Raw genomic sequence first — 25,067 nt, forward strand, 5'->3', positions numbered from 1 at the left:
TTCCTATGGGGTGGGGAGGGGTCAGTGATGCGCTAAAGGGGGTGGCATCAAGCGTCGTGGTGTTCGGTTCCGTGCTTCTCGATCGTCCTCCGGTAGTACTCAGGCCGGGTCTCGCGCATGTGGTCCGCGGAGGCCTTGCCGTTCAGCCAAGCCAGGTCCATGGGGTAGACATCGGGATCGAAGATCACCAGGTACCAGTGCCAGACGAGGATGGAGAGGGTGGCCAGGATGGCCTCGTACCAATGGGCCGCCGTGGCCGCGTCCAGGACCCACTTCGGGAAGTGGCGCAGGCTCCAGTTCTCGGCCCACAGCAGGATGCCCGTCACGGCCATCACCACGGTGCCCCACATGAAGGCCCAGTACTCCATCTTCTCCGGGTAACCGAACATGCCGAAGGTGGGACGCTCCTTGATCAGGCCCAGGTTGAACCGGAGCATGTTGAAGATGTCCTTGGCGTCCTGCCAGGAGGGGAGCAGCTCCACGAGGATGATGCGGTCCCGCTTCGACAGGGCGAGGTGGACAAAGTGGAACACTGTTCCCGCCATCATCACCACGGCCGCGATGCGATGGACCACGCCGCGGAGGCTGGAAGTCGGATCGAAGGACTGGAAGAGCTTCACCCAGGCCGATTCCGGGAACTTCAGGGCAAAGCCCGTGACGACGAGGGAGATGAAGCTCACGATCACCATGCCGTGGGTGATCCGGAACGTCAGGTTCATGCGCGGGAAGCCCTCGTGGGTGGCGCCGTGGTGCGGTCCGCGCCGCAGCTTGGCCAGCCAGTCGAGGAAGTTGTGCAGCAGCATGAATCCGATGGTCAGGGGGATGAGGGCCAGGTAGGCCAGCCGGATCCAGCGCACGGAGACATGCTCCGTCATGGTGGCTGTGCGCACGTGGATGGGGGCCGCGGCAAGCTTCGCCCCGGCGCCCGGATGGCACTTCCCGCAGGTCTGGGCCAGGTTGGCCGGATTCACGGTGGACCTGGAATCCGCCGAAGGCAGGATGTTGTGCACCCCGTGGCAGGACGCGCAGTTGGCGGCGGACTTCCCGCCGCCGCGGACGGAAAGGCCATGGAAGCTGTCCTGGTAGGCGGGCACCTTGTCGCCGAACCCGTAGCGGGTGTTCAGCCGCTCGTCGCCGTGGCAACGGCCGCAGGTGCTGGTGGACACGCGCGCAGAGTTCACCAGAGAGCCGGGCTCCGAAGGCGCCAGGATCTCATGCTCACCGTGGCATCCCGTGCAGGTGGGGGAGTCCTTGGAGCCGCGCTTCAGGGCCAGCCCGTGGACGCTGTCGGCGTAGATGGCCTGGATGTCGCTGTGGCAGACGCCGCAGGTGTCGGCGACGTTGGCCCGGTTCACCTTCGCCTGGGGATCCCGCGAGGCCAGGATGTCGTGGCTGCCGTGGCAGTCGGAGCAGGAAGCCGCGGCGGCATTCCCCTTGGCCACCTCGCGCCCGTGCACGCTGAGGCGGTAGGCCTCCACCGGCTTGACGAAGGGAATCTGGTGCTTGGAGAGGAAATCCGGGTTGGAGTGGCAGCTGCCGCAGGTGTCGGCGAGGTTCTTCTTGGCCACCTTCGAGGCGGGATCGCTCGCGCCGAGAATGGCGTGGGCCGGGCCGTGGCAGGAAGCGCACGTGGCCGCGTCGGTCATCCCGTTCTGCTTGGCGACGCCGTGGACGCTCTTCTTGTAGGCCTTGACCTGGTCCGCGTGGCAGTCCGCGCAGTTCACCGGCGCGGGCTTGTCGGCGTGGGGTAGCCTGGTGATGCTGCTGTGGCAATCCGTGCAGCCCATGCTTCCGTGCTTGGTGGTCGCGAATTTCGCCAGATCGATGTCATGGCAGGCGACACAGTCATTGGCTGAAGGGGGAGCGGCGGCGAGGAAGGCGGAGAGCAATCCAGCGAGCAGCAGACGCATAGCTACCTCACATGTCGGCTATCACCCTAGCGCGGTTACCTCCCAATAAGATACCTGATGGTGATTTAGATCACGGACCGGTCCAGGTCCGAAGTTCTTGTATGTTCCGAGTTACATGTCGCTACAGATGTCGGAATTCATTGACAGGACACCTCCGGAGTACAGAAAAAACCGGGCGGGAGACCCGCCCGGCGAGATCGCGAGCCCGCGTCAGCGGCTCACTTGCCCTTGTAGTCCTTGAGCCAGTTCAGGTCGACCTCGGCGGCCTTCTTCTTGGCCTTGGTCTCTTCGAGGAACTTGCCGCGCGCGGTCATCTCGCCACCCTTCTTGGGGGCGCCCACGTGGCAGGCCTTGCAGTCCTTGACGTCGGTGAAACCCAGCTCCTGGGCCTTCTTGACGAAGGGCATCTTGGCCTGGGCGGGAAGGGCGAGGAGCAGCGCCGCAGCGGCGGTGAGGATGGCGATACGCATGATGCCTCCGGGATGGGGTCCCGCAGGAGCGGGACGGGTTGGTCACGATATTGCAATTCGGATGCCTGGACCACCCTTTCAAGCGACATTCCGGCCTTCTGATGTGATCTAGAGCACCAGATGCTCCTGGTGCTCCCCGAAGACGGCCCGGAGCGCGTCGCAGATTTCTCCCACCGTCGCCTCGGCCTTCACGGCGGCCAGGATGCGCGGCATGAGATTCTCCGTGCCTTTGGCCGCGGCGGACAGCTCCGCCAGCCGGGCCGACGCGGCGGCCTGGTCCCGGCGCCCCCGTACCGCCGCCACCTGGCGGCGCCGGGTCTCGCCCAGGGCCTCGTCCACCCGCAGGAGGTCCGGAGCGGCCTCGCCGCTGATGGCGAAGCGGTTCACGCCGACCACGACCTGGGCGCCCTTCTCCACGGCCTTCTGGTAGGCATAGGCGGCGTTCTGGATCTCCCGCTGGGGCAGGCCCTTCTCGATGGCGGCGACCATGCCGCCCAGCTCGTCCACCTTGGCCAGCAGCGCCGAGGCCCGGGCTTCCAGCTCATCCGTCAGGGATTCGATGAGATAGCTGCCCGCGAAGGGGTCCACCACGTCCGCCACGCGGGACTCATGGGCCAGGATCTGCTGCGTGCGCAGGGCGATCATGGCGCTCTGCTCCGTGGGCAGGGCCAGGGCCTCGTCCCGGCTGTTGGTGTGCAGGCTCTGGGTGCCGCCGCAGACCGCGGCCATGGCCTGCACGGTGGTGCGCACGATGTTGTTGTCCGGCTGCTGGGCCGTCAGCGTGCTGCCCGCCGTCTGCGTGTGAAAACGCAACATCTGGCTTTTTGCATCGGTCGTCTTGAAACGTTCCTTCATGATCCGCGCCCAGAGTCGGCGGGCGGCGCGGAACTTGGCCACCTCCTCGAAGAACTGGTTGTGGGCGTTGAAGAAGAAGCTGAGGCGCGGCGCGAAGGCTTCCAGCTTCAGGCCAGCGTCCAGGGCCGCCTGCACATAGGCGATGCCGTCACCCAGCGTGAACGCGATTTCCTGGGCCGCGGTGCAGCCCGCCTCGCGGATGTGGTAGCCGGAAATGGAGATGGTGTTCCAGTTGGGGACCTGGTCCGCGCAGAAGGCGAAGATGTCCGTGATGAGGCGCAGGCTGTGGCGCGGCGGGAAGATGTAGGTGCCGCGGGCCATGTACTCCTTGAGAATGTCGTTCTGGATGGTGCCGCTCACCTTGTCCCAGGGAACCCCCTGCTCGTCCGCCACGGCCAGGTAGAGGGCCAGCAGCACCGAGGCCGGGGCGTTGATGGTCATGCTCGTGCTGACCTTGTCCAGCGGGATGTCCCGGAACAGCGTCCGCATGTCGTGGATGGAGCTGATGCTCACGCCCACCTTGCCCACCTCGCCCAGGGCCATGGGATGGTCGGGGTCCATGCCGATCTGCGTGGGCAGGTCGAAGGCCACGGAAAGCCCCGTGGTGCCCTGCTCCAGCAGGTAGCGGTAGCGGGCGTTGCTCTCCTCGGCGGTGGCGAAGCCGGCGTACTGGCGCATCGTCCAGAGGCGGCCCCGGTACCCCGTGGGCTGCACATGCCGCGTGAAGGGGAACTTCCCGGGCGCGCCCAGGTCGCGCAATGGATCATGGCCCGCGAGGTCCGCCGGCGTGTAGCTGTTCTTCAGCGGGATGCCCGAGCTGGTCTCGAAGGCCCGTTCGCGGAGCTTCGCGGGATCTTCCACCACCGTGAGCTGCGCGCGCACCTGGTCCAGGAAATCCTTCTGATACATGGGGCCTCCGTGGAATCCACGATAGCACCCGGAATGCGCGCCCCGGCGGATCTCCGCTAGGTCACCATGACAAGCTCGGGGGCCGGATCCCCTTCCAGCAGGCTCGCGATCTCCTCCGCCGGCACCGCCTGGCCGAACAGGAACCCCTGGGCGCCGTGGCACTGGCGCTCCCGGAGGAAGGCGAGCTGCCCCTCGGTCTCCACGCCCTCGGCGACCACCTGCAGGTTCAGGCTCGCACCCATGGCGATGATGGCCGTGGCGATGGCGGCGTCGGTGGGGTCGTGCTCCAGATCGCGGATGAACGACTTGTCGATCTTGAGGGTGCTGACGGAGAAGCGCTTGAGCTGTGCGAGGGAAGAGTAGCCGGTCCCGAAATCGTCGATGGAGACGTGGATGCCCAGGGCCTTCACCTCGTCCAGCACGGCCACGGCCAGCGCCGGATTCTGCATGACCACCGTCTCCGTGATCTCCAGTTCCAGCCACTGGGGATCCAGCTCCGTCTCCTCCAGGATCCGCCTCACCGCCGCCGCCATGCCGGCCTGTTGGAGCTGGTAGCCGGAGAGGTTCACGCCGATGCGCATGGGGCGCAGGCCCTGCGCCTGCCACCGGGCGCCCTGGCTGCACACCTCGCGCAGCACCCACTCGCCGATGGGGAGGATGAGCCCGGTCTCCTCGGCCAGCGGAATGAACTCGGAGGGGGAGAGAAGACCCAGGTCGGGATGCTCCCAGCGAACCAAGGCCTCGATGGCGGTCATCCGGCCCGTGTCCACCTCGACCTTCGGCTGGTAGAGCACGCGGAACTCGCCGGCCTCCAGGGCGTGGCGGAGCCCGGTGGACAGCACGAGCCTCCGCTCGACGTCCTGGTCCATCCCGGGGTGGTAGAACTGGTAGTTGTTCCTGCCCCGGCTCTTGGCGTGATACATCGCGCTGTCGGCCTTCTTCACCAGGGCTTCGCCGCCCTCGCCATCCTCCGGGAAGAGGCTGATGCCGACGCTGGCCGTCACGAAGATCTCCTGGCCGCTGATGTGGAAAGGCCGCGCCAGCGGCCTGAGGAGCCTTCCGGCCAGGGCCGAGGCCTCCTTGGAACCCTCCACATCGTTCAGGGTCACGATGAACTCGTCGCCGCCGATGCGGCTGACCGTGTCGCTTTCGCGGATCGCGGCCTTCATCCGTTGCGCGGCCTGGCGCAGGAGCTCGTCGCCCACCGCGTGGCCCAGGGTGTCGTTGATCAGCTTGAAGCGGTCCAGATCCACGAACAGCACCGCCAGGCTCCGGCCAGATCTCCGGGCCGCCTCCTGGGCCCCGTTCAGCTTCTCCAGCAGGGAGGCCCGGTTCGGCAGGCCCGTCAGGCCGTCGAAGTGGGCCATCCGGAAGAGCTGCTGCTCGGCCTGCCGCCGCGCGGTCACGTCGCGACAGATGCACCAGACCATTCTCGGGCGCCCGTCCTTGAGGGTCGGGGCGAGGTTCCCCTCGACGGAGATGCGGGCCCCGCTCCTGGCCAGGACGTCGGCTTCCATGATGGTCCCCCGCGCCTCCTTCATGGCCCGTCCGAATTCCTTCAGCAGGCGGGCCCGGTGGTCCAGGTCGATGAGATCGAAGAAGGTGGTGGTCTCCAGATCCTGGAGGCCGTACCCGAGGGTCCTCGTCCAGAGGGGGTTTGCGTACAGGAACCGGCCTTCGGGGGTGAGGCAGACGATCAGGTCGTTCGCCGTGTCCACGAACTGCTGCAGCTGGGCCTCCCGGGCCTTCAGGGCCCGGTGCTCCCACCGGATGACCCCCATGAGGCGGGCCGTGATGAAGGCCACCGACGCATTCAGGATCGCAGCCCAGGACCAGGCCAAGCACAAGTAGAGCGGATTGGCGCCGAGGCCTTCCGGGGCGAAAGGCATGGCCACCGGTGGCAGCAGGCGGAAATAGTGCCCCGCCAGCATGAGGCCGTGCATGGCCCCGCCGATGGCGCCGACAGCCCAGACCTCCCGCGGACGGGGCAGCAGGAAGGCCGCCTCCATGGTGGCGATCAGGTAAGCCGGCCAGAACCAGCTGGAAGGCCCCCCGCTGAAGTGGATCAGGACCGTGATGAAGAGGAGGTCCAGCAGGATCTGGGCATGATCCGAGTACCGGAAGGCTCTCACACCGAACCAGCCTTGTTGGAGGATCAGGCTGTAGGCGGCCACGGAAGCCACCGCGCCCGTCAGGAAAGCCAGCTGGGCGCGGGTGAGGAAGAACCCGTAGGCGCTGACGGAGAAGACGCCGCCTGCAAAAAGCCCATAGGCGCCGATGATGGCCAGCAGGATCCAGCGGGCCGTGGCCACCAGCCTCGCGCGGGCTTCCTGGTCGGTCCATGGGGTGGTCCCGAGGGGCATCCGCCCCGCCGCCAGGAAGGCGCCCGAGTCGGTCTTCAGCCAATCTGCGGTTTCAGTCCAGGGGGGCACGGGCCTCCTTATTCATTACCCAATGGTCAACTGTCTACGATCCCGGAGAGACCGTCAGTGATGGCCGTCACCCGGCCAATACACCTAAATACGTGTAATATAAATTTTTATACGTCAATTATCGCATTTTTATACCAATTCACGCCTGGGCCACCCGCCCCTCCCGCCCCCCTTCCGGCACGCCTTCCTCCGCGCCCTTCCGGGGCGAATCGTCGCGAAGCTATGCTTCCAGAAACCCCGAGGGACCCACCCATGCCGATGCCACCCTCCACCCCCCCCGTTTCCTACCGCCTGATCCAGGGCGCCGATCTGTGGACCGACCAGGGCCAGCAGCACGGCCAGGCCGTGGTCATCCGGAAGGGGAGGATCCTGGCGGTCGGTCCCGTGGAGGTGCTTGCCAAGGCCCATCCCCAGGCGCAGCGGGTCGAACTCCCGGGTGGCACCCTCCTGCCCGGGTTCATCGAAGGCCATGCCCACGTGGGCGGGCTGGGTGCCTTGAGCCGGAAGGCGGACCTCACGGGGCCGGCGGACCTGCCAGGAACGCTGGAGCGCATCCGGACCTGGGCCGCTGCCCATCCCAAGGGCTGGCTGCTGGGACGGGGCTGGGATCAGAACCGGTGGCCGGGCAAGGCCTTCCCCAGGGCCGCCGACCTGGACGCCATCGCGGGTTCCCGGCCAGCCTTCCTCCAGCGGGTGGATGGCCACGCCGCCTGGGTGAACAGCGCCGCGCTGGCCCTGGCGGGCATCGGCCCCAAGACGCCGGACCCCGAGGGTGGGCGCATCCTGAAGGACGCCAGCGGACAGCCCACGGGCATTCTCCTGGACGGGGCCGTGCAGCTCGTGGAGAAGCTCATTCCCGAGCCCGGCCCCGCCGAGCTGGAGGCGCGGCTCAAGGCGGGCCTCACCGCCCTGCGCGCCGACGGCTTCACGGCCGTGGCCGACATGGGCGTGGGGGCTCGCGAGCTGGCCGCCTACCGGCGCCTGGCCGCCGCGGGGGCCCTGCCCATCCGTGTGTTCGCGTACATGAACCACGACCACGCCCTGATGCTGCGGGAACTCCGGCAGGGCCGGGCCAAGAGCCTGTCCTTCTTCCAGGTCCAGGGCGTGAAGTTCTACCTGGACGGCGCCCTGGGCAGCCGCGGGGCGCGCCTGCTGGCGCCCTACGCGGACGAGCCCACGACCCGCGGGCTCTGGGTCACGGATCCCGCCAAGGTCGCGCTGGACGTCTCGATCACCCTGCGCGCCGGGTTCCAGCCGGCCATCCACGCCATCGGCGACGCCGCGAACCGGGCCGCCCTGGACCTGATCGCCCAGGCCATGAAGAAGGGAAGAGGCGCTCTGCCTCCGCGCATCGAGCATGCCCAGATCGTCACCACCGAGGACGCGGCCCGCTTCGGGAAGCTCGGCGTCGTGGCCAGCGTCCAGCCCGTCCACTGCACCTCGGACCACAGCTGGACTCCTGCCCGTCTGGGCCCCGACCGCGTGAGCGAGGCCTTCCCCTGGCGGACCCTTGCGAACGGCGGGGCCCTGCTGGCTTTCGGCAGCGATGCCCCGGTGGAGGACCCCAACCCCTTCGTGAGTCTCGCGGCTGCGGAGACGCGCCAGGACCCGGCCGGCGATCCGCCTGGTGGTTTCCTGCCCGCGCAGCGCCTCACGCGCGCCGAAGCACTTCGCGCCTACACCAGCGGCAATGCCGCCGCCCTGGGCCATGCCAAGGACCTGGGCACGCTCCAGAAGGGCGCCGTGGCCGACCTGCTGTGGGTCCAGGTGCCCCTGGGCTCCCTCACGCCCGAGGCGCTCCGCAAAGTGAAGCCCGCGCGGCTGTGGGTGAACGGGGTGGAAGTGCCGCTCGGGCACTGAAACAAGGATCTCCACGAAGGACACGAAGCAAGGCACGAAGGGCACGAATGGATGGTTCTTCGTGCTCTTGTTTTTCCCTTTGTGTCCTTCGTGGAGGTCTTTAACCTCGATGAAGACCGCCTCTGGAATACTGGAACCATGAGCCTCCGCCCCGCGTCCCCCCTGCTGGCCCCGTCCCTGCTCTCCGCGGACTTCACGCGGCTGGGCGAGGAGCTGGGGATGATCGCCGCCGCGGGCGCCCAGGTGGTGCATGTGGACGTCATGGACGGCCGCTTCGTGCCCAACATCACCATCGGCTTGCCCGTGGTGGAGAGCCTGAGGAAGGCCACGGCCCTGCCCCTGGACTGCCACCTGATGATCGTGGAGCCCCTGCGCTACGCCCCCGATTTCGTGAAGGCGGGCGCCGGCTGGGTGAGCATCCACCAGGAGGCCGATCCCCACCTGCACCGCACCCTGGCCGCCATCCGGCAGGCGGGCGGCCAGGCCGGCGTGGTGCTGAATCCAGGTACGCCCGTGGAGACGCTCGTCGACCTGGTGGGCGACTTCGACTTCGTGCTGCTCATGAGCGTGAACCCAGGCTTCGGCGGCCAGAGCTTCATCCCCCGCGTGCTCGACAAAGTGAGGCGCCTGGATGCCCTCCGGACCGAGCGCGGCGTCCCCTTCTTCATCCAGGTGGATGGGGGCGTGGGCCTGAAGAACGCCGCGGGCCTCATCCGCGCCGGAGCCGATTGCCTGGTGGCCGGCAACGCCGTGTTCAAGGCTGAGGATCCGAAGGCCGCCGTGGCGGGTCTGCTGCGCGAAATGGCCACCGGGCGGCTGGCATGAGGCTCGACCTCCAGCGCTACAACCGCCTCCTCTGGGCCGTGAACGGAACGCTCCTGCTGGCGGGCCTGATCGTTCTGCTGGTCACGGGCCTCACTGCGCTCTGGCCCTCCCGCGACCGGGGGCAGAGCCTTCCGGCCGGCGTCCCGGCGACCACCGCGGACGCTCCCTCCCGGGCCGCCATCCTGCGTCTGGGCCTCCCGAAGCCCCTGAAGGGCACGGACACCCTGCTCGTTCCCGTGGAGGGACTCCCGCAGGAATCCGAGGAGCCCCGGGGCATCGGGAGCTACAGCAAGGGCGCCCCCAACGTCCCGCTCTTCAACCTCCTCTTCGTGGATGCGAAGACGCTGGCCTCCCGGCCCCTGCTCGCCCGGAAGAGCCTCATCCTCCGTTACGACACCCTCGAGGACGGTGAAGAGGCCAGGAGCGCCCGAGTGGACGGCCTTCTGGTGAGCATCGTCGATTCGGACACGAACGGGAATGGCCGCCTCGACGAAGGCGACGAGGCTCGGATCTGGCTCTGCGACGCGTCCGGCCGGAATCTGCGCGCGGTCACCGCCGCGGGAACCACGTGCGCCAATTGGCAGTACGACAGCCTCCGCCGAACGGTCTACCTGGTGGTAGAGACCCGGAGTGATGCGCGGAAGGCCGAATCGGCGGAGGTGCTCGCGGTGCCCATCGATGGTTCTCAGCCCGCCCGTCCGCTGGCGTCGAAAGCCCAGATGGACGAGCTGCGGAACCTGCTGCAGCACTGATTCCGATCCTGCGAAAACCGCTCTCCAAAGGACCGGAACACCCCCGGTCGGAGGTTGGGGCAGCATGGGCTGGCACTGATCCTGCTTTTCCAGCATCTTATCCAGTGCCTCCATCGAGGACGTGGAAAGGAGGAGCCCATGACGCGCCATCGAACGTCCAGCACCTTGGTTCTATCGCTTCTGGCAGTCCTGGCCATGCCGGCCTCGGCCCAACACGACCGCCGGGAGGAAGGCCCGCGGCCTGATCGCCCGCGCGAGGGCCGCGCCCCCGAACGAGGCCCTGAGCGAGGCCCCGATCGAGGTCGGGAGCAGCCCTCCCCCATGCGGGCCGCGCCCCAGGCGCCCCGCCCCTCACGAGACATGGAGCGGGCCCGCCCCATGCCTGGGCCCGAACGCCAGGCCCGGCCCGAGCGGCAGGAGCGGCCGGAACGCTTCTCCCGGCCCGAGGGGCGCTCAGAAGGACGCCCCGAAGGACGTATGGACCGGCGTGAGGCCCCCGGTGCCATGAGGCCCCCCACCGACCGCCGGGAGCCCTCCCGCCCCCAGGGCCGGGACGTGCGCCCCTCTCCGCGCGCCGCCGAGACCGCCCGCGCCTGGCAGTCCCGGGACACCTGGCGCCGCGACGCCTGGCCGGCCCGGTCCAGGTGGCGTGAGCATCGCGCCCAGCACTGGGACCGTGATCATCGAACCTGGGCCCAGCGCGGGGGCTATGGCGGCTATCGCATCCCCGAGCCGCAGTTCGTCTCCCGGTTCGGGGGGAACCATCCCTTCTTCATCGGCAGCCGGCCGGTGATCTACCAGGGCTATCCCCGGTTCCGCTGCGGGGGCTACTGGTTCCTCATCGTGGATCCCTGGCCGGAGTTCTGGGTGGACGACTGGTACATGGCCGACCGGGTGTACATCGACTACTACGGCGACGGCTACTACCTGGTCAATCCCCGCTATCCGGGAATCCGCCTCGCGATCACGGTCTTCCTCTAGCGATCAGCGCCTCCTTGGCCGAGCGCTTCAGTCGTTTGAGAGCACGCTCCCGCCTGAGCGCTTCGGCCTTCGAGGCGCTAGCCTCACGGTAGGCCAGCTCCAGGGGCCCCCGGCCGCGGGTGTACTTGGCCCCGCGGCCCTCCTGGTGCTGCTTCAGCCGCGCCGCCACATCGAGGGCGATGCCGCAGTAGAGGGTGCCGTCGCCACACCGGAGCAGGTACACCCACCAGGTCATGGCGTCCGCCACGAAGGCGGAAAGGCCTCGGCGAGGATCTGTTCCGCCGTGGCGCCCTGAGTCGCCCGGAACCGCGCGGCACTGAGGCAGAGGCCCACATTGTGGCCCCAGCCCCGCCCCTTCAGGCGGAGGGAGCCGTCGGCCAGCAGCTCCGCCTCGCAGGCATTGCTGGGCCACGCAGTCCAGCCGTACCGCCGTCCCGCGGCGAGGCGCAGCGCCTCCACCGCGTAGGGACCGGAGGCGCCCAGCTTCATCCCGAGCTGCCCCGGCCTCAGGCCGACGGCCACATCCCGCTTCAGGGCCGCGACCTGCGTGGCATCCAGCCTGCGCTCCCAGGCCAGCCAGCGATCCCCCGGCACTTCCGTGGCGACACCGGCCTTGGCCGGTCCATCACCCCATACTTCCCGGGGGCTCAGCGGATGCCCGCCGGCGGACCCCGTGAAGAAGGCCCAGCGGAAATCCAGGTCCAGGACCGGAGCCGACTCTACGGCCTGCATCGTGGCCGGCACGGCTGCGCCCCGCACCACCGCGCAATGGGTCAGCGGGCAGAGGACGCCGCCCTGGTGCTGCCGGGGATGGCCGTCCAGCCAGCGGCTCAGCACCGCCGCCAGGGCGCGCCGGGCCTCGAAGGGCGAGTCGGCGCCGAGTTCCCCCTCGGTGGCTGCGGCGATCCAGGCGGCCCGGGGGGCTGTCCACGCCAGGCGCCAGCCGTGGCGCTCGGCCCGGACCTGCACCGTGCCCCGGAGCGGTCCCACCGGGAAACCCGCCTGGAAGCGAACGGTCCCCTGGAAGCGCCAAGTCCTCCCCAGGCGATGCGACAGACGATGTCCATTCACGACCATGGGCCCCCGCAGGCGCTCCGCGGGCCAAACCACCGTGACGGTCTCGGCCAGGATGGGGGCTTCCTTGACCCAGCGTTCCGCGGCCGCACCGGTCCGGCCTGGCGGGGGCGGCAGGGGGCCGCCGCGCAGCCAGGCCCGCAGCCATCGGTAGGCCCAGGCCTGCTCGCGGGTGGCACCTCCCGCCAGAGCCCGGTCCAGGCGCCCCTGGACACCCGCCGGCGGCCCGGCGGGCCAGGTCTGCGGCGGCTTGGCGTGGCCCTCCGCCCACAGGCATCTCGCCTCTTCCGCCCAGGCCCGGAGGCGCGCGTCCCGAAGGCGCCGGTGGGTCAGCTCGTGGCGCAGGATGGCCCCGAGGTCCCGGCGCCGCAGCTGCTCCCAGGGGCGCAGGTGAAGGGTGTCTCCCAGCCACTGACCACTGCGCCCCGGAGGCGCGCCCGTGGCCTTCTCGAAGGCGGCCGCATCCGGGTGGAGGCGGACCCGCCAGGGTCCAAGTGGCCAGGGGCCGAACCCCACCGTGGACGCGAAGGCCGTCCGCAGCGAGTCCTCCAGCGCGCCCTGATTGACATCATCCCCTTCGATCGCCGGTGGTGTGAACGGCGGCTCGGGCGCCGGGGCGACCAGCAGAATCAAGGCTTCAGCCCCAGGATCTCCCGGATGCGCGTCATGCCCTCCTGCTTGCCGCGTCCCCGCGGCAGGTGGAGCACCACCAGGACCGATCGCCGGCCACCCGCCACCCAGGCGCTGGTGGCGGACGGATCGCCGGGCACCGGGCCCGTGCCGGTCTTGAACCACCAGTCCTCTTTGCCGAACAGGTCCTTCACCTCCACCCAGAAGCCCGCCAGGTAGCGCTTGCCGAAGGTGACGACCTCCGCCTGGCTTGGATCCATGAGCCAGCGCAGGAAGGCCTCGGGGCTGGTGCGCAGCAGGTCACCGTCACCCACCCAGGCCGCCGTCAGCGGCGGGAGCCCCTCGCCCGGGGGCATCCGACGCCCGAGGAAGGGCTCGAAGGCCTCCTCGAGCCGGGCCCGGGCGGCATCCGGGCCATAGTCCTCCACCCAGCGTTCGCGGGAACCCGCGATCCAGGCCAGGAAGGCGAGGTTGCAGCTCTCCTGGAGGGCGCGGGCCAGGTCCACGCGGCCATGGCCCTCGCGGTTCCAGCAGACGAAGGGCCCATCGGCACCCTTGCAGCGGTACTGGACGCCGGACGCGGACCACTCGCTCCCTTCCAGCTTCATCCAGATCAGCTTGGCCAGGCTGCCCATGGGCGCTTCCCTGCGCGCCTCGCCATAGGCATGCACCTCGCCATCCCCCAGGGTGATGGCAAAGCCTTCGCCGGGCCGGAGGATGGGTGCCCGGGCCGCGGCCACCACCGCGGGCGTGGGACCGGCCTCCGGCGCCGGCTGAGCGGCCAACAGGATGGAGGTCAGAAGGAGCGCGATGAACCTAAGGTTCCACATCGAAGGTCCCCAGCATGACCGGGCCGGAACCCGGCAGGATCAGGCGTTCCCAGGTCCAGCGGCGCTCCTGGTCCGTGCCGCCATCGAGCACCGCCTCCACGTGGATGCGGGCGGGCTTGCCGCCCCGCCAGCCCCCGGTCCACTTCAGCGCGTAGGTGCCCGGCGGTGGCGTGTCGTGGGTGTACTCGCCGGACCAGCGCAGCATGCCACCCGAGGGCGTACGGCGCCCGCCCTGCGCCAGGGCCCCGTCCGGTTCCTGCACCTGGAGGCTGCCGCTGGCGTACTCGTCGTTGACCTGGAGGCTCACCACGCGGAGCCGCGTGCGGGTGGTGGACACCCACCAGCTCCGGACCACCTTCAGGCCCGAATCCGGCTCCAGGATCTCCAGCCGATTCTCGCCGTTCTGGGCGGTGAGTTCCATGTTCAGAGTGGCGCCCACGCTGGCCTGCCAGCGCATCGAGGCGCCATTGAACCACACCAGCAGGGTGCGCGACCGCCAGGCGTTGCGGGCGGCTTCCGCCTCCCGCGCCAGCCGCTCTTTGCGCAGCTGATCGGCGGTGCGCGTGTCCTCGGCCGGCGGCTCGTAGCCGCCCTCGTCCTCTTCCTCGAAGAAGCGCGGCTGGGGCTCGTCCTTGGGCGGGTTCGGATCCTTGGGGTCCACCAGCTTCACCTTCAGCGCCACGGTGCGGTCGCCGGACCAGCCGCCCAGAGCGGGCGACACGTCCATGCGCCAGAGCTTCAGATCCGGCACGTAGGCCGCGGCGGGAGCCTTGGCCGGGCGTGGTTTCTGCGCCCCGAGGAAGGCGGTCGACAGCAGCAGGAAGAGGATCAGCCCGGCCTTCATCGCGCACCTCCATCCACCACCTTCAGGTCCAGCCCGTCGCTGGTGACCCACTGCCCTTCGTTCGACATGAGGCTCAGCTTGGCGGGCCTGAGCCGGTAGTGGCCCGCCATGCCTGCCCGCAGAAGGATCCGGACGGTCTGCGTATCCCAGCTCCAGATGTGGGGGAACAGGAAGGTCACCTTGTCGGAATGCACCTCGATCCGCGGCTTCACCCAGCGGTCCGAGGCCCCTTCCTCCGTGAAGGGCTTCCCTTCGAGCACGAAGCCCTCGAGCTTCACGGTGGGGTTGAGGCCGCCGGGGGTGGGCACCTCCAGCATCACGTAGTCCGCGTCGCGGTCCGTGCGGAAGGACACCTGCATCCAGGCCTCCTCGCCGGCCTTCATCGTCCCGGTCCAGGGCTGGCGGATCCAGCCCTGGCTGGCGTTGCCGGTCTCCTGGGGCGTCCTCAGGCGCCAGAGGTCGCGGGTCACGGACATGCGCAGCGCCGTGGACGCGTCGCCCTTGGGCACCCCCGCGGCGCTCCCGGGGACTTGGTAGGCGTAGGTCCACACGAGCAGCCCCCGGCCGCTGGCGCTGACCGTGACGGGCTTCGGCTCGGCCATGGCGAAGGTGCCGGCCCGGGCTTCCCGGGCATTCCAGCGACGGGCCTGCGGCCGCTCCTTGAAGTCCCAGGTGGGGCCCCCCTGCACCGAGGCCTGGATCGCGAGCGCTCCCCAGTCCAGCTTGCGGGTCTTCAGCAGGTAGGGCAGCAGGTCCACGATCTGACCCGTGCTCCAGGTGGAATACCAGCCGTAGCCGCGGTACTCCGAGGCCAGGAACGTCTCACCCTGGCGGATCAGCGGCGATTGCGGACGCACCAGGCAGAGGGCCTTCAGCGCCATCACCGTGGGCACCACGTCACCGGAGGCGTAGCCCCACCAGACGTCGCGCCGGCCCTCCCAGCGGGCCAGGCCGCCCTTCACCACCGCGCGCTGCTCCAGGCGCTCGGCCAGAGGCCCCGCCTTGGGATGCTTCGCCTGCGCGGCGGCCAGCGCCACCAGGGCCAGCACGTGATCGCCGGACCATCGGCCTTGGAGCACCTTGTCGGCCGCGCTGTCCACGAGCCCGGCGATGGGCTCGCCCGTCTGGGCCAGGGAGGCCAGCAGGAAGGCCGCATCGGCCTGGGGATCGGCGGTCTGTCCGTGGCTGTTCCGCTGGCGCTGGGCAGCCGTGGCCTGATCCGCCTGCCGTGCCACCTGCTGGAAGAGGGCCATGGCGGCCATGCGGCCCCGGCGGTAGACGCCCTCGTCCACGGCATAGCCGAGGCGCTTCATGGTGGCGAAGCTCTGGATGGCGTAGCCGGTGGTGTGGGGGTTGGCATCCAGGCCGAAGTCGTTGGGCGCGTACCAGCCCCAGCCGCCGTTGGGCTGCTGGTAGCCGTACACCTTGAACACGCCGTCCCGGATGTTGCGGTCCAGGTTCGTGAGCTGCTTCCAGTCCAGGTCCGGCATGGCGCCCTGCTTCACCAGGTCGGCCACCAGCAGGTTGGGCACGAAGCTGGACAGCGTCTGCTCCACGCAGCCGTAGGGGTAGCCGATGAGGTAGGGCAGCGAGGGCGCCGCCAGATGCTCCAGGTTGCCCACGGGCGTGAGCACCAGGGCGGCTTCCCCCTTCGCGGAGGGGGGGGCGGGGATGGTGACCGTCTGGCTGCTGCCATCCAGCAGGATGGAACCTGAGAGGGAGGCCGGCACCAGCTGGTCCAGCACCGTGACCTTCTGCCGCTCAGCGTCCTTCAGGCCGCCGCCCTCCACGCGGGCCGTGACCGTCAGCGAGCCGGTCTTGTCCGAGAACAGCGGCAGGGCGAAGCGGTACTCGCCCTGGTCCTGGAGGGTGAAGGTGCCTTCGGGCGTTCCCGAGAAGCGGCCGTTCTGCACCTCCATGCGGATCCGGCCCTGGATGGGCTGACCCGAGAGGTTCCGCACCAAGGCGATGGCCCGAGCCTCCTCGCCCACGCTCAGCGTCCGCGGCAGCGTGAGGGCCACCTGCAGGGGCTTGGAGGCGGGCTTGGAGGCCCGGCCCACGCCGACCTTGGTGTCGGCGGTGATGGCCGTGGCCGTAGCCCGCCAGGCCGTGAGGTTGTCCGGCAGCACCAGGTCCACGCTGGCCTTCCCGTCCCGCCCGGCAGCCACGAAGGGCGCCCAGTGGGCGGTGTCCTTGAAGTTCTGGCGCACCTTCTCGTCGTCATCGGCCTTGAAGTCGCCGCGCTTCGTCTGCTTGAGGCTCCACACAGGCCGCTGCCGGCGCAGGAGGTCATGGAAGCTCCAATCGGTGGAGCCCGACCGCAGCACGCCGTGGCGGCGCGTGGGATGGAAGAAGCGCACCGGATCGGGATTCAGCTCCTGGCTCAGGGCGTAGATGGCCTCGTCCACCACGCCGACGCTGAGGTCCGCGGCGGAGGGCTTCCCGGCGAAGTCTTTCACTTCCACGGACACCTTCATGGGCTGGCCGGGCTGGTAGCGCTCCCTGTCGGTGGTGACGGCCACCTGGAGGCGGCGATCCCGCTTCGGCACGCGGAGCGGCACTTCCACCATCTGGCGGCGGCCCTCGCTCACGATCTCGAAGACGGCCCAGACGTTGGGCTGCATGGCGGCGGTGACGGGGATCTCGATCAGGGCGGTGGTGCCCTGGACGATCCGGCTCTGGTGCCGGCCGAGATCCTCGTGCTCCAGCGCCCAGTGCAGGGTCAGTCGGGGCCTCGGCAGCTGCACGAGGACCCGGGCCGTGTCGCCGGGCTGGTACTCGGGCTTGTCCGCCGCCGCGCGGAGATCCGGCACCGCGGGCAGCGGCGTGCCCTCGGCCGCCACGGTGATCTGGCGCTGGGCGGTGACGGGGCGGCCCTTCGAATCGCGGGCCTCGGCCACCAGCAGAAAGGCGCCGCCTTCCGGGATGCTCAGCATGGCCTGGGGGCCCTGCGCGGAGGCCACGGTCTCGCCAGGCTTCAGGGCATTGGGACGGGACCACCAGTACGCGGTGTCCTTCTGCGCCACGATGCGGGTGGCGCGCAGGGAGATGGCCACGCCCGGCACCTCCTTGCCATCCATGTCCAGCGCCCGGGCCGTGACCTGGAAGGGCTTGCCGGGCAGGGCCACCTGGCGGTCCGAGGCGATCATCAGCACCAGGTCGCCGGCGGCGGCCCGCACCTGGGCCTGCCCACTGTTCCGCTGGCCCGAGGCGTCGGCCACTTTCACCACCATGCGCCAGAGGCCGTCGCTCTCGGCCTTGAAGGCGGGCAGGTCCGCCTGGCCCTCCTCGTCCAGCTCCAGCTGTCCGCTCTCCATGAGCTCGGGGGCCGGGCCGGCGTCCTCGTCGTCCCAGATCCAGCTGGACTTCGGCGGCACCACCTTGTAGAGGAACCAGTCCGCCTTGGCCCCGCGCACGGCGGCGCCGTAGAAATAGCGGGCGTTGGCGTGGAACGCCAGCGTGTCGCCCAGGCCCACCTTCGCCTTCTCGGCCGTGACCTTGACCTCGAAGGCGGGCTTCACGAACTGCTCCACCTTGAACTCGGCCTGGCCCGGCCCCTGCGGCCCCTGGAAGACGAGGCGGTAGAGGCCCAGGCGGCCGGCGCCCGGCAAGGTGAACTGGGCGGCATAGGTGCCGGTCTCCGCGCTCAGCAACCTGGCGCGGCCCTCCGTCACCTTGGTGTCCTCGGGATCGAGCACCGTGAAGGGGAGGTCCGCGGCGCCGCCCGCCACGCGGTTCTCGCCGTCCTCCACCCGGCGGAGGATGGCCTTGGCGTAGACCTCCTGACCCGGCCGGTAGAGGGGCCGCTCGGTGAAGGCGTAGAGGCGCTGGCGCACGGCCGCGGAGCCCTGCCCCTCGCTGGCCAGCAGGGCGAAGCTCGCGCCGCTGCGGGCCACCACCACCCGGCGCACGCCGGGCGTGGCCGCGGCCTCGGCCGTTCCCGAGCCATCGAAGGCCAGGGGCTGGGCCTTGGGACCCTCGAGGATCTGGCCCGACACGCCGGCCTTGCCCGAGCCGTCCCGCGCGTCCACCGCCTGCACGCGGATTCGGGAGCCGTCCTGCTCCGACAGCAGAGCCAGGTCCGTGACGAGCCACGGCACGTAGGCCGCGTCGCTGCCGCGCAGCACTTCCACCAGATACAGGCCGGCGGCTTGGGCCGGCAGATCCACCCGGCTGAGGAAGCCGTCGTCCCCGGATTCGTCGTCCGGGTGCCCCTTCTTCCCGGCGACGTCCTCGCTGATGCGGGGCACGAGCTCGGTGACGAAGGTGATCCCGGGCTGGCCTTCGATGGGCAGAGCGGCGCCTTCGCGGATCCGATCCGGCGAGGTGCGGGCCGAGCGCAGGCGATCCGTCTGCTTGGCGGCGTCCCGCAGGGCCTGGGTGGCCGTCCGGTGGACGGTGACGAAGGCGCGCCGCCCGCCCCACAGGACAGCCTCGCGCAGCAGATCGAGGGGATCCTGGACGCCCCGGCCGCCTTCGGCCACGGCGCGGCCCCGATCCGCCAGCACCTTCTTCAGCAGGGATTCGGGATCCTCCACGCGGTAGATGCGGATGCGCGCCTCGGCCGGGATGGGCCCGGCCGCCTCCAGCTGGCCCGGCTTCCCAGGCAGCGTGGGCCTCAGGTTCGCGAAGGCGCCGGTCCACCCGGCCTCCCGCCAGGGGGCCTCGGCGCCGCGCTTCTGGGCCGTGCCCGTGGTGGGCAGCAGCAGAATCGCGGGCAGCAGCAGGGTGAGGAGCGGACGGAACCAGCGCATGTCAGGACCTGGGAGGGAGAGGTTCGGAGGCCGCCTCCGCCAGCACCCGCCAGCGGAAGAGGCCCAGGAACGCGGGGTTCTCGGGCAGGGGACGGAAGTCGGGATCGGGATGGTGCATCAGGTCGTCGAGGCGCGCCCGGCGGACCTCGCCGGGCTGCCGGGAGGCGCCGCTGCCTTCGGGGCCCGTGTGGTAGAGCAGCATGGGCGTGCCATCCACATCGGGCCGCACGAAGGCCATGGCGTGGTCGGGCTGGGCGTGGGCCCCGCCCCGGGCGAAGAAGAGCAGGTCCCCCGGCTTCGCTTGGGCCAGGTCGCGACCCAGCGGCACGCAGGACAGCTGCCGGAGGAAGGCGCCCTTGGCGAAGGGACGGGGCCCTCCCGGCGTGGGGAACCCCTGGCGCCAGGCCCCCGCGAAGGCCGGCGAGGGATCCTGCCCCGGGGCGCCGTCCGTGAAGGCCACCCGCGCCCGCCATTCCGCGGTGTGGGGAGTCAGGGCCTCCCGGAAGGCGAACCGCAGCAGGCCGGCGCAGTCCCGCTGGGCCGGCTCCCAGGCGGGGCTGGGCGCCTCCACCTGCTGTTCCAGGAGCGCCACGAACCAGTCCCGGAAGGCTTCAAGATCACCTTCATCCAGGAGAGCGATGGAACCGTCATCGGCCCTTGGAATGGACAGAGACTGTCGGAATCCCGGCCAGGCGTGGATGACGGCCTGGGCAGGAGCCGTCGCGCGGAGGAAGAAGCCGCCCCGGCTATCGCCCCAGGCCGCCGCCCCGTCCACCCGCGCGCCCCAGGCCGGTCGGCGCAGGCCCAGCAGGGAGCGGCTGTCCAGGCGGATCCTCGCGACGGGGTTGGACGGATCCATCTCCAGGAACGCCCGATGGCGCACCGGGACCAGGGCCAGGAAGGCCGCGGCCCCCGCGGCCATGGCCGCGGACAGGAGACGGATCGACGTCATCGCGGGCGCCCCTCCAGGCCCGCCGCGGTCCAGTCCCACTCGATGCGCACCGGCCCCAGGGCCTTCAGGGCGCCAAGGAAAGGGCCGAGGCTGGCCGCCAGCTCTGCCGTCGCATCGTCCTGGCTCGACGCTTCGCCGATCCACCACCCCCCGCCGCTACGACTGCGGAGGAAGGCCAGCAGCAGATTCTCCAGCTCGGAGGAGGCTCGGGCGCCATCCACTTCCATGCGAGCCCAGGCCCGAGAGTCGCGGTCCGCCAGGGTGGGCGCCTGGCCCTGGAGGCCAGCGGCGACGGCCTTCACCGCGCCCTCGTCCGTGCCCAGCACCAGCGTGTCGGCCACCAGGGTCCAGGCGGGCCGGAAGGCCTGGGCCGTGAGGATGCGGTGCAACTCCGCCGAACCGAGGGCCTGTTTCTGGTTCTGACCCTTGAAGAGCCGCGGCAGCACCTTCTTGAGGAGGTTCTCGGCCTGCGTCCGCCGGGCGGGCTGCACGGGGAGGGCCAGGGCCACGCTCGGGGCCATGCCGGGCTCGCCGAAGCCCCCGAAGGCGGTCACCTTCCCCTCCTGCTGGAGCCGCATGGCCCGCCAGGGGTCCTCGCGCCGCAGCTTGGCCAGCTCGGTCAGGGCCGCCTTTTCCGTGCCTGTCAGCGACGGCGCCGTCACCCAGCCGTTCCAGAAGAACGCCGCGCCCCGGAGATCGAGGCAGGCCTGGAGGGCCTGGGCGTCCTGGCGCAGGGCCGTCCGCTGGCGCTGGCGCTCCTGCGCGGCCGCGAGCGCCTCCTGGTAGGCCTTCATCTGTTCCGGGCTCAGAGCCCGGCCGCCGTCCGCGAACGCGGGCATCTGCGGCATCCGGAATTCCGTGGCATCGTCCACGCGGAGGATCGCCTCCACCAGCTTCTCGGTGGGCCCGGCGCCCAGGGAGACCGCCAGGGCGCCGGTGCGGGGCGCGGCCTTGGCAATGAAGGGGTTGGGCCAGGTGCCCTGCTGGGCGTTCGCCTGCCGGCGACGGAGGGCCTGGACCTCGAAGGCCGCATCCGCGCCGATGCGCGGCGCCAGCCAGAAGGAGAGCTCCGTGTCCGGCGTCATGGCCGACAGGGCCACGCGGGCCCATTCCGGGCGTTCCCCCAGGGTGGGCACGGGGCCGGGGAACAGCAGGGCGCGGAGGGGAGCCTCGCGGTCGCTGATCCAGGTACCCTCGGCCATCTGGATCAGGTGGAAGACGCCGCCGGAACCGCGCAGCTGCTGGACTTCCGTGGACGCGCCAGGGCCTGTCCATGTCACCACGCGGGATCGCGCGCCGGAGCTGGAGGGATTCAGGCGCAGCAGGGCCATCGTCAGCTGGGTGCGCGCCGGCAGGTCCCCGGGGATGAACACCAGCGTGCCCTGGATCTCGTCCGCACCGGGGCGCGCGGTACCGTAGTGCAGCACCCAGGCCTCGCGGTTCGCCAGAGGTTCCAGGGCCGGCGAGGCCTTCTTCAGCCAGGGCTCCAGGTGGCGCGCTGTGAAGCCCAGCCGGCTGCCCTGACCGAGCGCTGGCAGGATGCCCTGCGCGTCTGGGCCCGCTCCGCCGCTCAGGGCCACCAGCTTCTCGAGCCCGGGGCGCAACGCCTTCAGGTGGATGAGCACACCGGGCTGGGCGGCCTGGCCCAGTCCCTTCGGCAGCGCCGCGCTCCCGCCCTGGGTGAAGAGCGCCGGGCTGGGGATCCACTGGAACCGCCATCCTGCCTTGTCAAGGTGCAGGCCCAGCCCATGGGTCCAAGGGCGGTCCACCCGATCCGGCGCCCCGAGGTAGGCGAAGGGATCGGCCCCGGATTGACGGAAGCCGAGGCGATGCAGGGCGAGGGTGACCTCCGGATCCCCGGTCTTCAGCCCCTCCGAGGCCCAGACCGAGGGCGTCCGCTGGCTGAGGAAGGCCAGCGCCGCGCGCTGGGCCCTCCCGCCCTGCTTGAGGTGCTCCATGAACTGCTCCCACTGCTCGCCCTGGGTCATCTGGGCGAAGGGAACGGCCTGCCAGTTCCGCTGGCCACGGGCATCCGCGCGGTAGGTGGACCAGTGCGCGGCGTACTCCCTGGCCCAGGCCGGCACGCTTTCCTGGGCCGCCACGGGAGCCAGGACCGCTCCAAGCACACACAGACTCTGCGCGAGTCGCCTCATGCCACGCCCCCTGCCCCGCACTGGAACCTCCGGTGTCGAGCGATGCTATCAAGCCGGGGACCCGGCGCAAGGGACCTCTTGGGAATTTTTTGCTGGCAGACTGGACCCATGTCGGACCGCCGCGTGCTTGTGAACCTCCGGGGCCTGCTGACCCCCGATCCCGCCCGGGCCTGGGCGGTGGATCGCATTCCTGACGCGGCGCTGGCCTTGGACGGCGGCCGGGTGGCCTGGCTGGGCCGGGCGGCGGATCTCCCGGCGGAATGGCAGGGCGCGCCCGAGGTGGATGGCGGCGGCGCCTGGGCCACGCCGGGCTTCGTGGACCCGCACACCCACCTGCTCTTCGGTGGCAACCGCTCCGGCGAGTTCAACCGGCGCCTCCACGGCGTCAGCTACCAGCAGATCGCGGCGGAGGGCGGCGGCATCCGGGAGACTGTCCGCGCCACACGGGGCGCCACGGTCGATGAGCTGGTGGCCTCCGGTGAGGCGCGACTGAAGGCCTTCCGCGAGCGCGGCGTCGTCCACCTCGAATGCAAGACCGGCTACGGCCTGGAGCTGGAAACGGAATCCCGCCTCACGGCCGCCTACGCCCAGCTCAAGGCGTGCGGATGGAGCCTGGACGTGACCCTGCTCCCGGCCCACGACCTGGCGCCGGAGTTCAACGGCGATGCCGAGGCCAATGCCCGCGCTGTGGCGGACGAGTGGCTGCCGGAGCTGGTGCGCCGCCACCCCGGCGTGGCGCGCTTCTGCGATGTGTTCGTGGAGACGGGCGTGTACACCGCCGACCAGGGCCGCCGCATCCTCGAGGCCGGGAAGCGCCTGGGGCTCATCCCCCGCGTCCATGCCGATGAACTCTCCTGGACCGGCGGCGCCGAGCTGGCGGCGGAGCTGGGGGCCGCCAGCGCCGACCACCTCATGTTCTGCAGCGAGGCGGGCATGAAGGCCATGGCCGCCGCCGACGTCACCCCCGTGCTGCTCCCGGGCACCACGCTGTTTCTCGGCATGCGCGACTGGGCCCCGGCCCGGAAGATGATCGAAGCCGGCTGCCGCGTGGCCCTGGCCACGGACTTCAACCCCGGCTCCTGCCCCTGCCTGGATCCGCTCACCATCATGCGCCTGGGCTGCCTCCAGCTCCGCATGACCTTCGAAGAGGCCTTCACCGCCCTCACCCTGCACCCCGCCCGCAGCCTGCGCCGCGGCGACCTCGGCCACCTCCACCCCGGCGCCCGGGCTGAGGTGCTTCTCTGGGACGTGGACGACATGCTGGAGCTGATCTACTGGGTCGGAGAGCCCTACCGGCCGAGGTTCCTTCCAGCCTGACGCAGAAAGATCTCCACGAAGGACACGAAGGGAAAGGCAAGAGCACGAAAGAAATCCATTCGTGTCCTTGAGGCTTTTATTCGTGTCCTTCGTGGAAATCCTTGTTCTTTCTCCATGCCCCAGCCACAAAAACGAAGCCCCGGGCCGATTCCCGGGGCTTCTCCTGCGAGTGCGGAAGGCCTACTGTTCGGCGTGCCTTGAGGCCTCCTGCACGATGGAGTAGATGCGTTCCTTGGCGCGGAGTTTGGTCTTCTTGAGCTCCACCTCTTCGAGGGATTCCTTGGCGGAGAGGGTGGGTTTCCTCTGGAGGTCACAGAGGCGCGTGTCGGCGGCTCTGTGTTCTTCCATGAGCTTGCGGAATTCGAAGTGCTCCTTCATCAGGCGCTCCTGGAGATCTGGGCGCAGGAAATCCATGAATCCTCCTTGCCTGGGCGGGCCTCTGCCGGGCCCGCAGGGTGATCAGGTGGCCCAAGGGTAGGACCCCCCTGGAAGGCGTCAAGGGGCAATCGGGGGCTCTATGGAACCCGTTGACTTCCATCACTTCCATGCCATTCTCGGGCCATGTCCCTGGCCATCGACGCGCTGCTCCTGGAACGGGTGGACGGGGTCCGCCTGCTCGGGCCGCTGGACCTCCACCTGGCCCCCGGCGACCGCCTGGGTCTGGTAGGAGAGAGCGGGTCGGGCAAGAGCCTGCTGGCGCAGGCCCTGTTCGGTGTCCTGCCTCCTGGAGTGCGGGCGGCGGGGGGAAGGTTCACGGCTTTCGGCGTCCCCATGCTCCACCCGGGGCGGGAACGGGACCGCATCCGGGGCGTCCGGATGGCCTGGGTGCCCCAGGACCCCCGGCAGGTCATGAACCCCCTGCTGACCCTGGCCCAGCACCTGACCCTGCTGCCGGGTGTCCATCGGAGGGAATCGCCTGGCGCGGCCCTGGTCCGCCTCGCCCCGCTGCTCAAGCGGCTGCGCCTGCCCACCACTCCGGCCTTCCTGGCCCGCTTCCCCCATCAGGTCAGCGGCGGCCAGAGGCAGCGGCTGGCGCTGGCCATCGCCCTTTCCTGCGATCCGGAGCTGCTGGTGCTCGACGAGCCCACCACGGCCCTGGATCCAGCGGCGCAACAGGCCTTCCTGGAGGTTGTGCTCGACCTCCAGCGGGAGCAGAACCTGGGCTTCCTGTGGATCACCCACGACCTGGGCCTCGCGGCGCGGGCCTGCGACCGCCTTCTGGTGCTGTATGGCGGCGAGCCCGTGGAGACCGGACCCGCCGCCCGCCTCCTTGAAACCCCGCGTCATCCCTACACTGTGCGCCTTCTGGCGGGCGCCCGGAGACAGCCCTCCCGGGATGCCGGCTTCCTCCCGGCGCCCCAGGACCGCCCGCCGGGCTGCCCCTTCCAGCCCCGATGCCCCGACCCTGCCAGGACTTGCGGCACCTGGGGCCCCTGGCGCGGAAGTTCCCGGGACGGCCTGCGTTGCGAGCGTCCGCTGGAAGCCGCGCCCCAGCCGTGAGACCATGGGATGCAAGGTC

Annotated in this window: 18 protein-coding genes; 6 read left to right on the forward strand and 12 right to left on the reverse strand. The window is 70.2% G+C overall.

The window, feature by feature from the left end; all coding sequences use genetic code 11:
- Positions 1-47: 47 nt before the first annotated feature.
- The 4 genes from MLE64_RS03675 to MLE64_RS03690 form a co-directional block, all read right to left on the reverse strand.
- Complete coding sequence (locus MLE64_RS03675) at positions 48-1,910, reverse strand: cytochrome c3 family protein (RefSeq protein ID WP_243316116.1); 1,863 nt, start codon at positions 1,908-1,910, stop codon at positions 48-50.
- A 218-nt stretch (positions 1,911-2,128) separates the two neighbouring features.
- On the reverse strand, positions 2,129-2,380 hold the full coding sequence (locus MLE64_RS03680) for a hypothetical protein (protein WP_243285995.1): 252 nt from the start codon (positions 2,378-2,380) through the stop codon (positions 2,129-2,131).
- Positions 2,381-2,488: 108 nt separating this feature from the next.
- Positions 2,489-4,144, reverse strand: a complete 1,656-nt coding sequence (locus tag MLE64_RS03685) for an acyl-CoA mutase large subunit family protein (RefSeq protein ID WP_243316117.1) — start codon at positions 4,142-4,144, stop codon at positions 2,489-2,491.
- 56 nt (positions 4,145-4,200) lie between these two features.
- Positions 4,201-6,576, reverse strand: a complete 2,376-nt coding sequence (locus tag MLE64_RS03690; protein WP_243316119.1) for a putative bifunctional diguanylate cyclase/phosphodiesterase — start codon at positions 6,574-6,576, stop codon at positions 4,201-4,203.
- 252 nt (positions 6,577-6,828) lie between these two features.
- Here MLE64_RS03690 and MLE64_RS03695 point away from each other — a divergent pair, with 252 nt between their 5' ends.
- The 4 genes from MLE64_RS03695 (at position 6,829) to MLE64_RS03710 (ending at position 10,994) form a co-directional block, all read left to right on the forward strand.
- Positions 6,829-8,436, forward strand: coding sequence for an amidohydrolase (locus MLE64_RS03695; RefSeq protein WP_243316121.1), 1,608 nt, complete (start codon positions 6,829-6,831; stop codon positions 8,434-8,436).
- A 138-nt stretch (positions 8,437-8,574) separates the two neighbouring features.
- The gene (gene rpe / locus MLE64_RS03700) at positions 8,575-9,261 is read left to right on the forward strand and encodes a ribulose-phosphate 3-epimerase (RefSeq protein ID WP_243316129.1); all 687 of its coding nucleotides are present in this window, start codon (positions 8,575-8,577) and stop codon (positions 9,259-9,261) included.
- Positions 9,258-10,013, forward strand: coding sequence for a hypothetical protein (locus MLE64_RS03705; RefSeq protein WP_243316131.1), 756 nt, complete (start codon positions 9,258-9,260; stop codon positions 10,011-10,013). Before rpe ends, MLE64_RS03705 begins: the two co-directional genes overlap by 4 nt.
- A 504-nt stretch (positions 10,014-10,517) precedes the next feature.
- On the forward strand, positions 10,518-10,994 hold the full coding sequence (locus MLE64_RS03710; RefSeq protein WP_243316795.1) for a hypothetical protein: 477 nt from the start codon (positions 10,518-10,520) through the stop codon (positions 10,992-10,994).
- On the opposite strand, the gene MLE64_RS03715 is transcribed toward MLE64_RS03710, so the two are convergent.
- From MLE64_RS03715 to MLE64_RS03745, 7 genes are read right to left on the reverse strand one after another with little or no spacing between them, the layout of a single operon-like run.
- On the reverse strand, positions 10,978-11,229 hold the full coding sequence (locus MLE64_RS03715) for a GIY-YIG nuclease family protein (protein WP_243316132.1): 252 nt from the start codon (positions 11,227-11,229) through the stop codon (positions 10,978-10,980). The genes MLE64_RS03710 and MLE64_RS03715 overlap by 17 nt on opposite strands.
- Positions 11,226-12,701 (reverse strand): hypothetical protein, encoded by a 1,476-nt coding sequence (locus tag MLE64_RS03720; protein WP_243316133.1) that lies wholly within the window; start codon positions 12,699-12,701, stop codon positions 11,226-11,228. Before MLE64_RS03720 ends, MLE64_RS03715 begins: the two co-directional genes overlap by 4 nt.
- Positions 12,698-13,528: a hypothetical protein gene (locus MLE64_RS03725; protein ID WP_243316135.1), complete on the reverse strand. Its 831-nt coding sequence runs from the start codon at positions 13,526-13,528 to the stop codon at positions 12,698-12,700. Before MLE64_RS03725 ends, MLE64_RS03720 begins: the two co-directional genes overlap by 4 nt.
- Entirely contained in the window at positions 13,515-14,372 is an 858-nt protein-coding gene (locus tag MLE64_RS03730) for a hypothetical protein (RefSeq protein ID WP_243316137.1), read from the reverse strand. Before MLE64_RS03730 ends, MLE64_RS03725 begins: the two co-directional genes overlap by 14 nt.
- Positions 14,369-19,126 (reverse strand): alpha-2-macroglobulin family protein, encoded by a 4,758-nt coding sequence (locus MLE64_RS03735; protein WP_243316147.1) that lies wholly within the window; start codon positions 19,124-19,126, stop codon positions 14,369-14,371. Before MLE64_RS03735 ends, MLE64_RS03730 begins: the two co-directional genes overlap by 4 nt.
- 1 nt (position 19,127) lies before the next feature.
- Positions 19,128-20,078: a DUF1175 family protein gene (locus MLE64_RS03740; RefSeq protein WP_243316155.1), complete on the reverse strand. Its 951-nt coding sequence runs from the start codon at positions 20,076-20,078 to the stop codon at positions 19,128-19,130.
- Positions 20,075-22,231 carry a hypothetical protein gene (locus tag MLE64_RS03745; protein ID WP_243316157.1) on the reverse strand — a complete coding sequence of 719 codons (2,157 nt, stop codon included), beginning with the start codon at positions 22,229-22,231 and terminating at the stop codon, positions 20,075-20,077. The genes MLE64_RS03740 and MLE64_RS03745 overlap by 4 nt, the downstream gene beginning before the upstream one ends.
- A 108-nt stretch (positions 22,232-22,339) precedes the next feature.
- On the opposite strand from MLE64_RS03745, the gene hutI reads away from it, so the two are divergent.
- A complete protein-coding gene (hutI, locus tag MLE64_RS03750; protein WP_243316160.1) occupies positions 22,340-23,548 on the forward strand; it encodes an imidazolonepropionase in 1,209 nt (402 codons plus the stop codon).
- A gap of 180 nt (positions 23,549-23,728) precedes the next feature.
- Here the strand turns inward: hutI and MLE64_RS03755 are convergent, their stop codons facing one another.
- Entirely contained in the window at positions 23,729-23,962 is a 234-nt protein-coding gene (locus MLE64_RS03755; RefSeq protein ID WP_243293868.1) for an HP1242/YdcH family protein, read from the reverse strand.
- 147 nt (positions 23,963-24,109) lie between these two features.
- On the opposite strand from MLE64_RS03755, the gene MLE64_RS03760 reads away from it, so the two are divergent.
- Positions 24,110-25,048, forward strand: a complete 939-nt coding sequence (locus MLE64_RS03760) for an ABC transporter ATP-binding protein (RefSeq protein WP_243316162.1) — start codon at positions 24,110-24,112, stop codon at positions 25,046-25,048.
- Positions 25,049-25,067: the final 19 nt, after the last annotated feature.

The organism is Geothrix paludis (assembly GCF_022808815.1).
In the GTDB taxonomy this organism is placed as follows: domain Bacteria; phylum Acidobacteriota; class Holophagae; order Holophagales; family Holophagaceae; genus Geothrix; species Geothrix paludis.

Coding starts and splice junctions, on each gene's coding strand:
- MLE64_RS03675 (WP_243316116.1), bottom strand. CDS start 1,910: ATGCGTCTGCTGCTCGCTGGATTGCTCTCCGCCTTCCTCGCCGCCGCT.
- MLE64_RS03680 (WP_243285995.1), bottom strand. CDS start 2,380: ATGCGTATCGCCATCCTCACCGCCGCTGCGGCGCTGCTCCTCGCCCTT.
- MLE64_RS03685 (WP_243316117.1), bottom strand. CDS start 4,144: ATGTATCAGAAGGATTTCCTGGACCAGGTGCGCGCGCAGCTCACGGTG.
- MLE64_RS03695 (WP_243316121.1), top strand. CDS start 6,829: ATGCCGATGCCACCCTCCACCCCCCCCGTTTCCTACCGCCTGATCCAG.
- rpe (WP_243316129.1), top strand. CDS start 8,575: ATGAGCCTCCGCCCCGCGTCCCCCCTGCTGGCCCCGTCCCTGCTCTCC.
- MLE64_RS03705 (WP_243316131.1), top strand. CDS start 9,258: ATGAGGCTCGACCTCCAGCGCTACAACCGCCTCCTCTGGGCCGTGAAC.
- MLE64_RS03710 (WP_243316795.1), top strand. CDS start 10,518: ATGAGGCCCCCCACCGACCGCCGGGAGCCCTCCCGCCCCCAGGGCCGG.
- MLE64_RS03715 (WP_243316132.1), bottom strand. CDS start 11,229: ATGACCTGGTGGGTGTACCTGCTCCGGTGTGGCGACGGCACCCTCTAC.
- MLE64_RS03725 (WP_243316135.1), bottom strand. CDS start 13,528: ATGTGGAACCTTAGGTTCATCGCGCTCCTTCTGACCTCCATCCTGTTG.
- MLE64_RS03730 (WP_243316137.1), bottom strand. CDS start 14,372: ATGAAGGCCGGGCTGATCCTCTTCCTGCTGCTGTCGACCGCCTTCCTC.
- MLE64_RS03735 (WP_243316147.1), bottom strand. CDS start 19,126: ATGCGCTGGTTCCGTCCGCTCCTCACCCTGCTGCTGCCCGCGATTCTG.
- MLE64_RS03740 (WP_243316155.1), bottom strand. CDS start 20,078: ATGACGTCGATCCGTCTCCTGTCCGCGGCCATGGCCGCGGGGGCCGCG.
- MLE64_RS03745 (WP_243316157.1), bottom strand. CDS start 22,231: ATGAGGCGACTCGCGCAGAGTCTGTGTGTGCTTGGAGCGGTCCTGGCT.
- hutI (WP_243316160.1), top strand. CDS start 22,340: ATGTCGGACCGCCGCGTGCTTGTGAACCTCCGGGGCCTGCTGACCCCC.
- MLE64_RS03755 (WP_243293868.1), bottom strand. CDS start 23,962: ATGGATTTCCTGCGCCCAGATCTCCAGGAGCGCCTGATGAAGGAGCAC.
- MLE64_RS03760 (WP_243316162.1), top strand. CDS start 24,110: ATGTCCCTGGCCATCGACGCGCTGCTCCTGGAACGGGTGGACGGGGTC.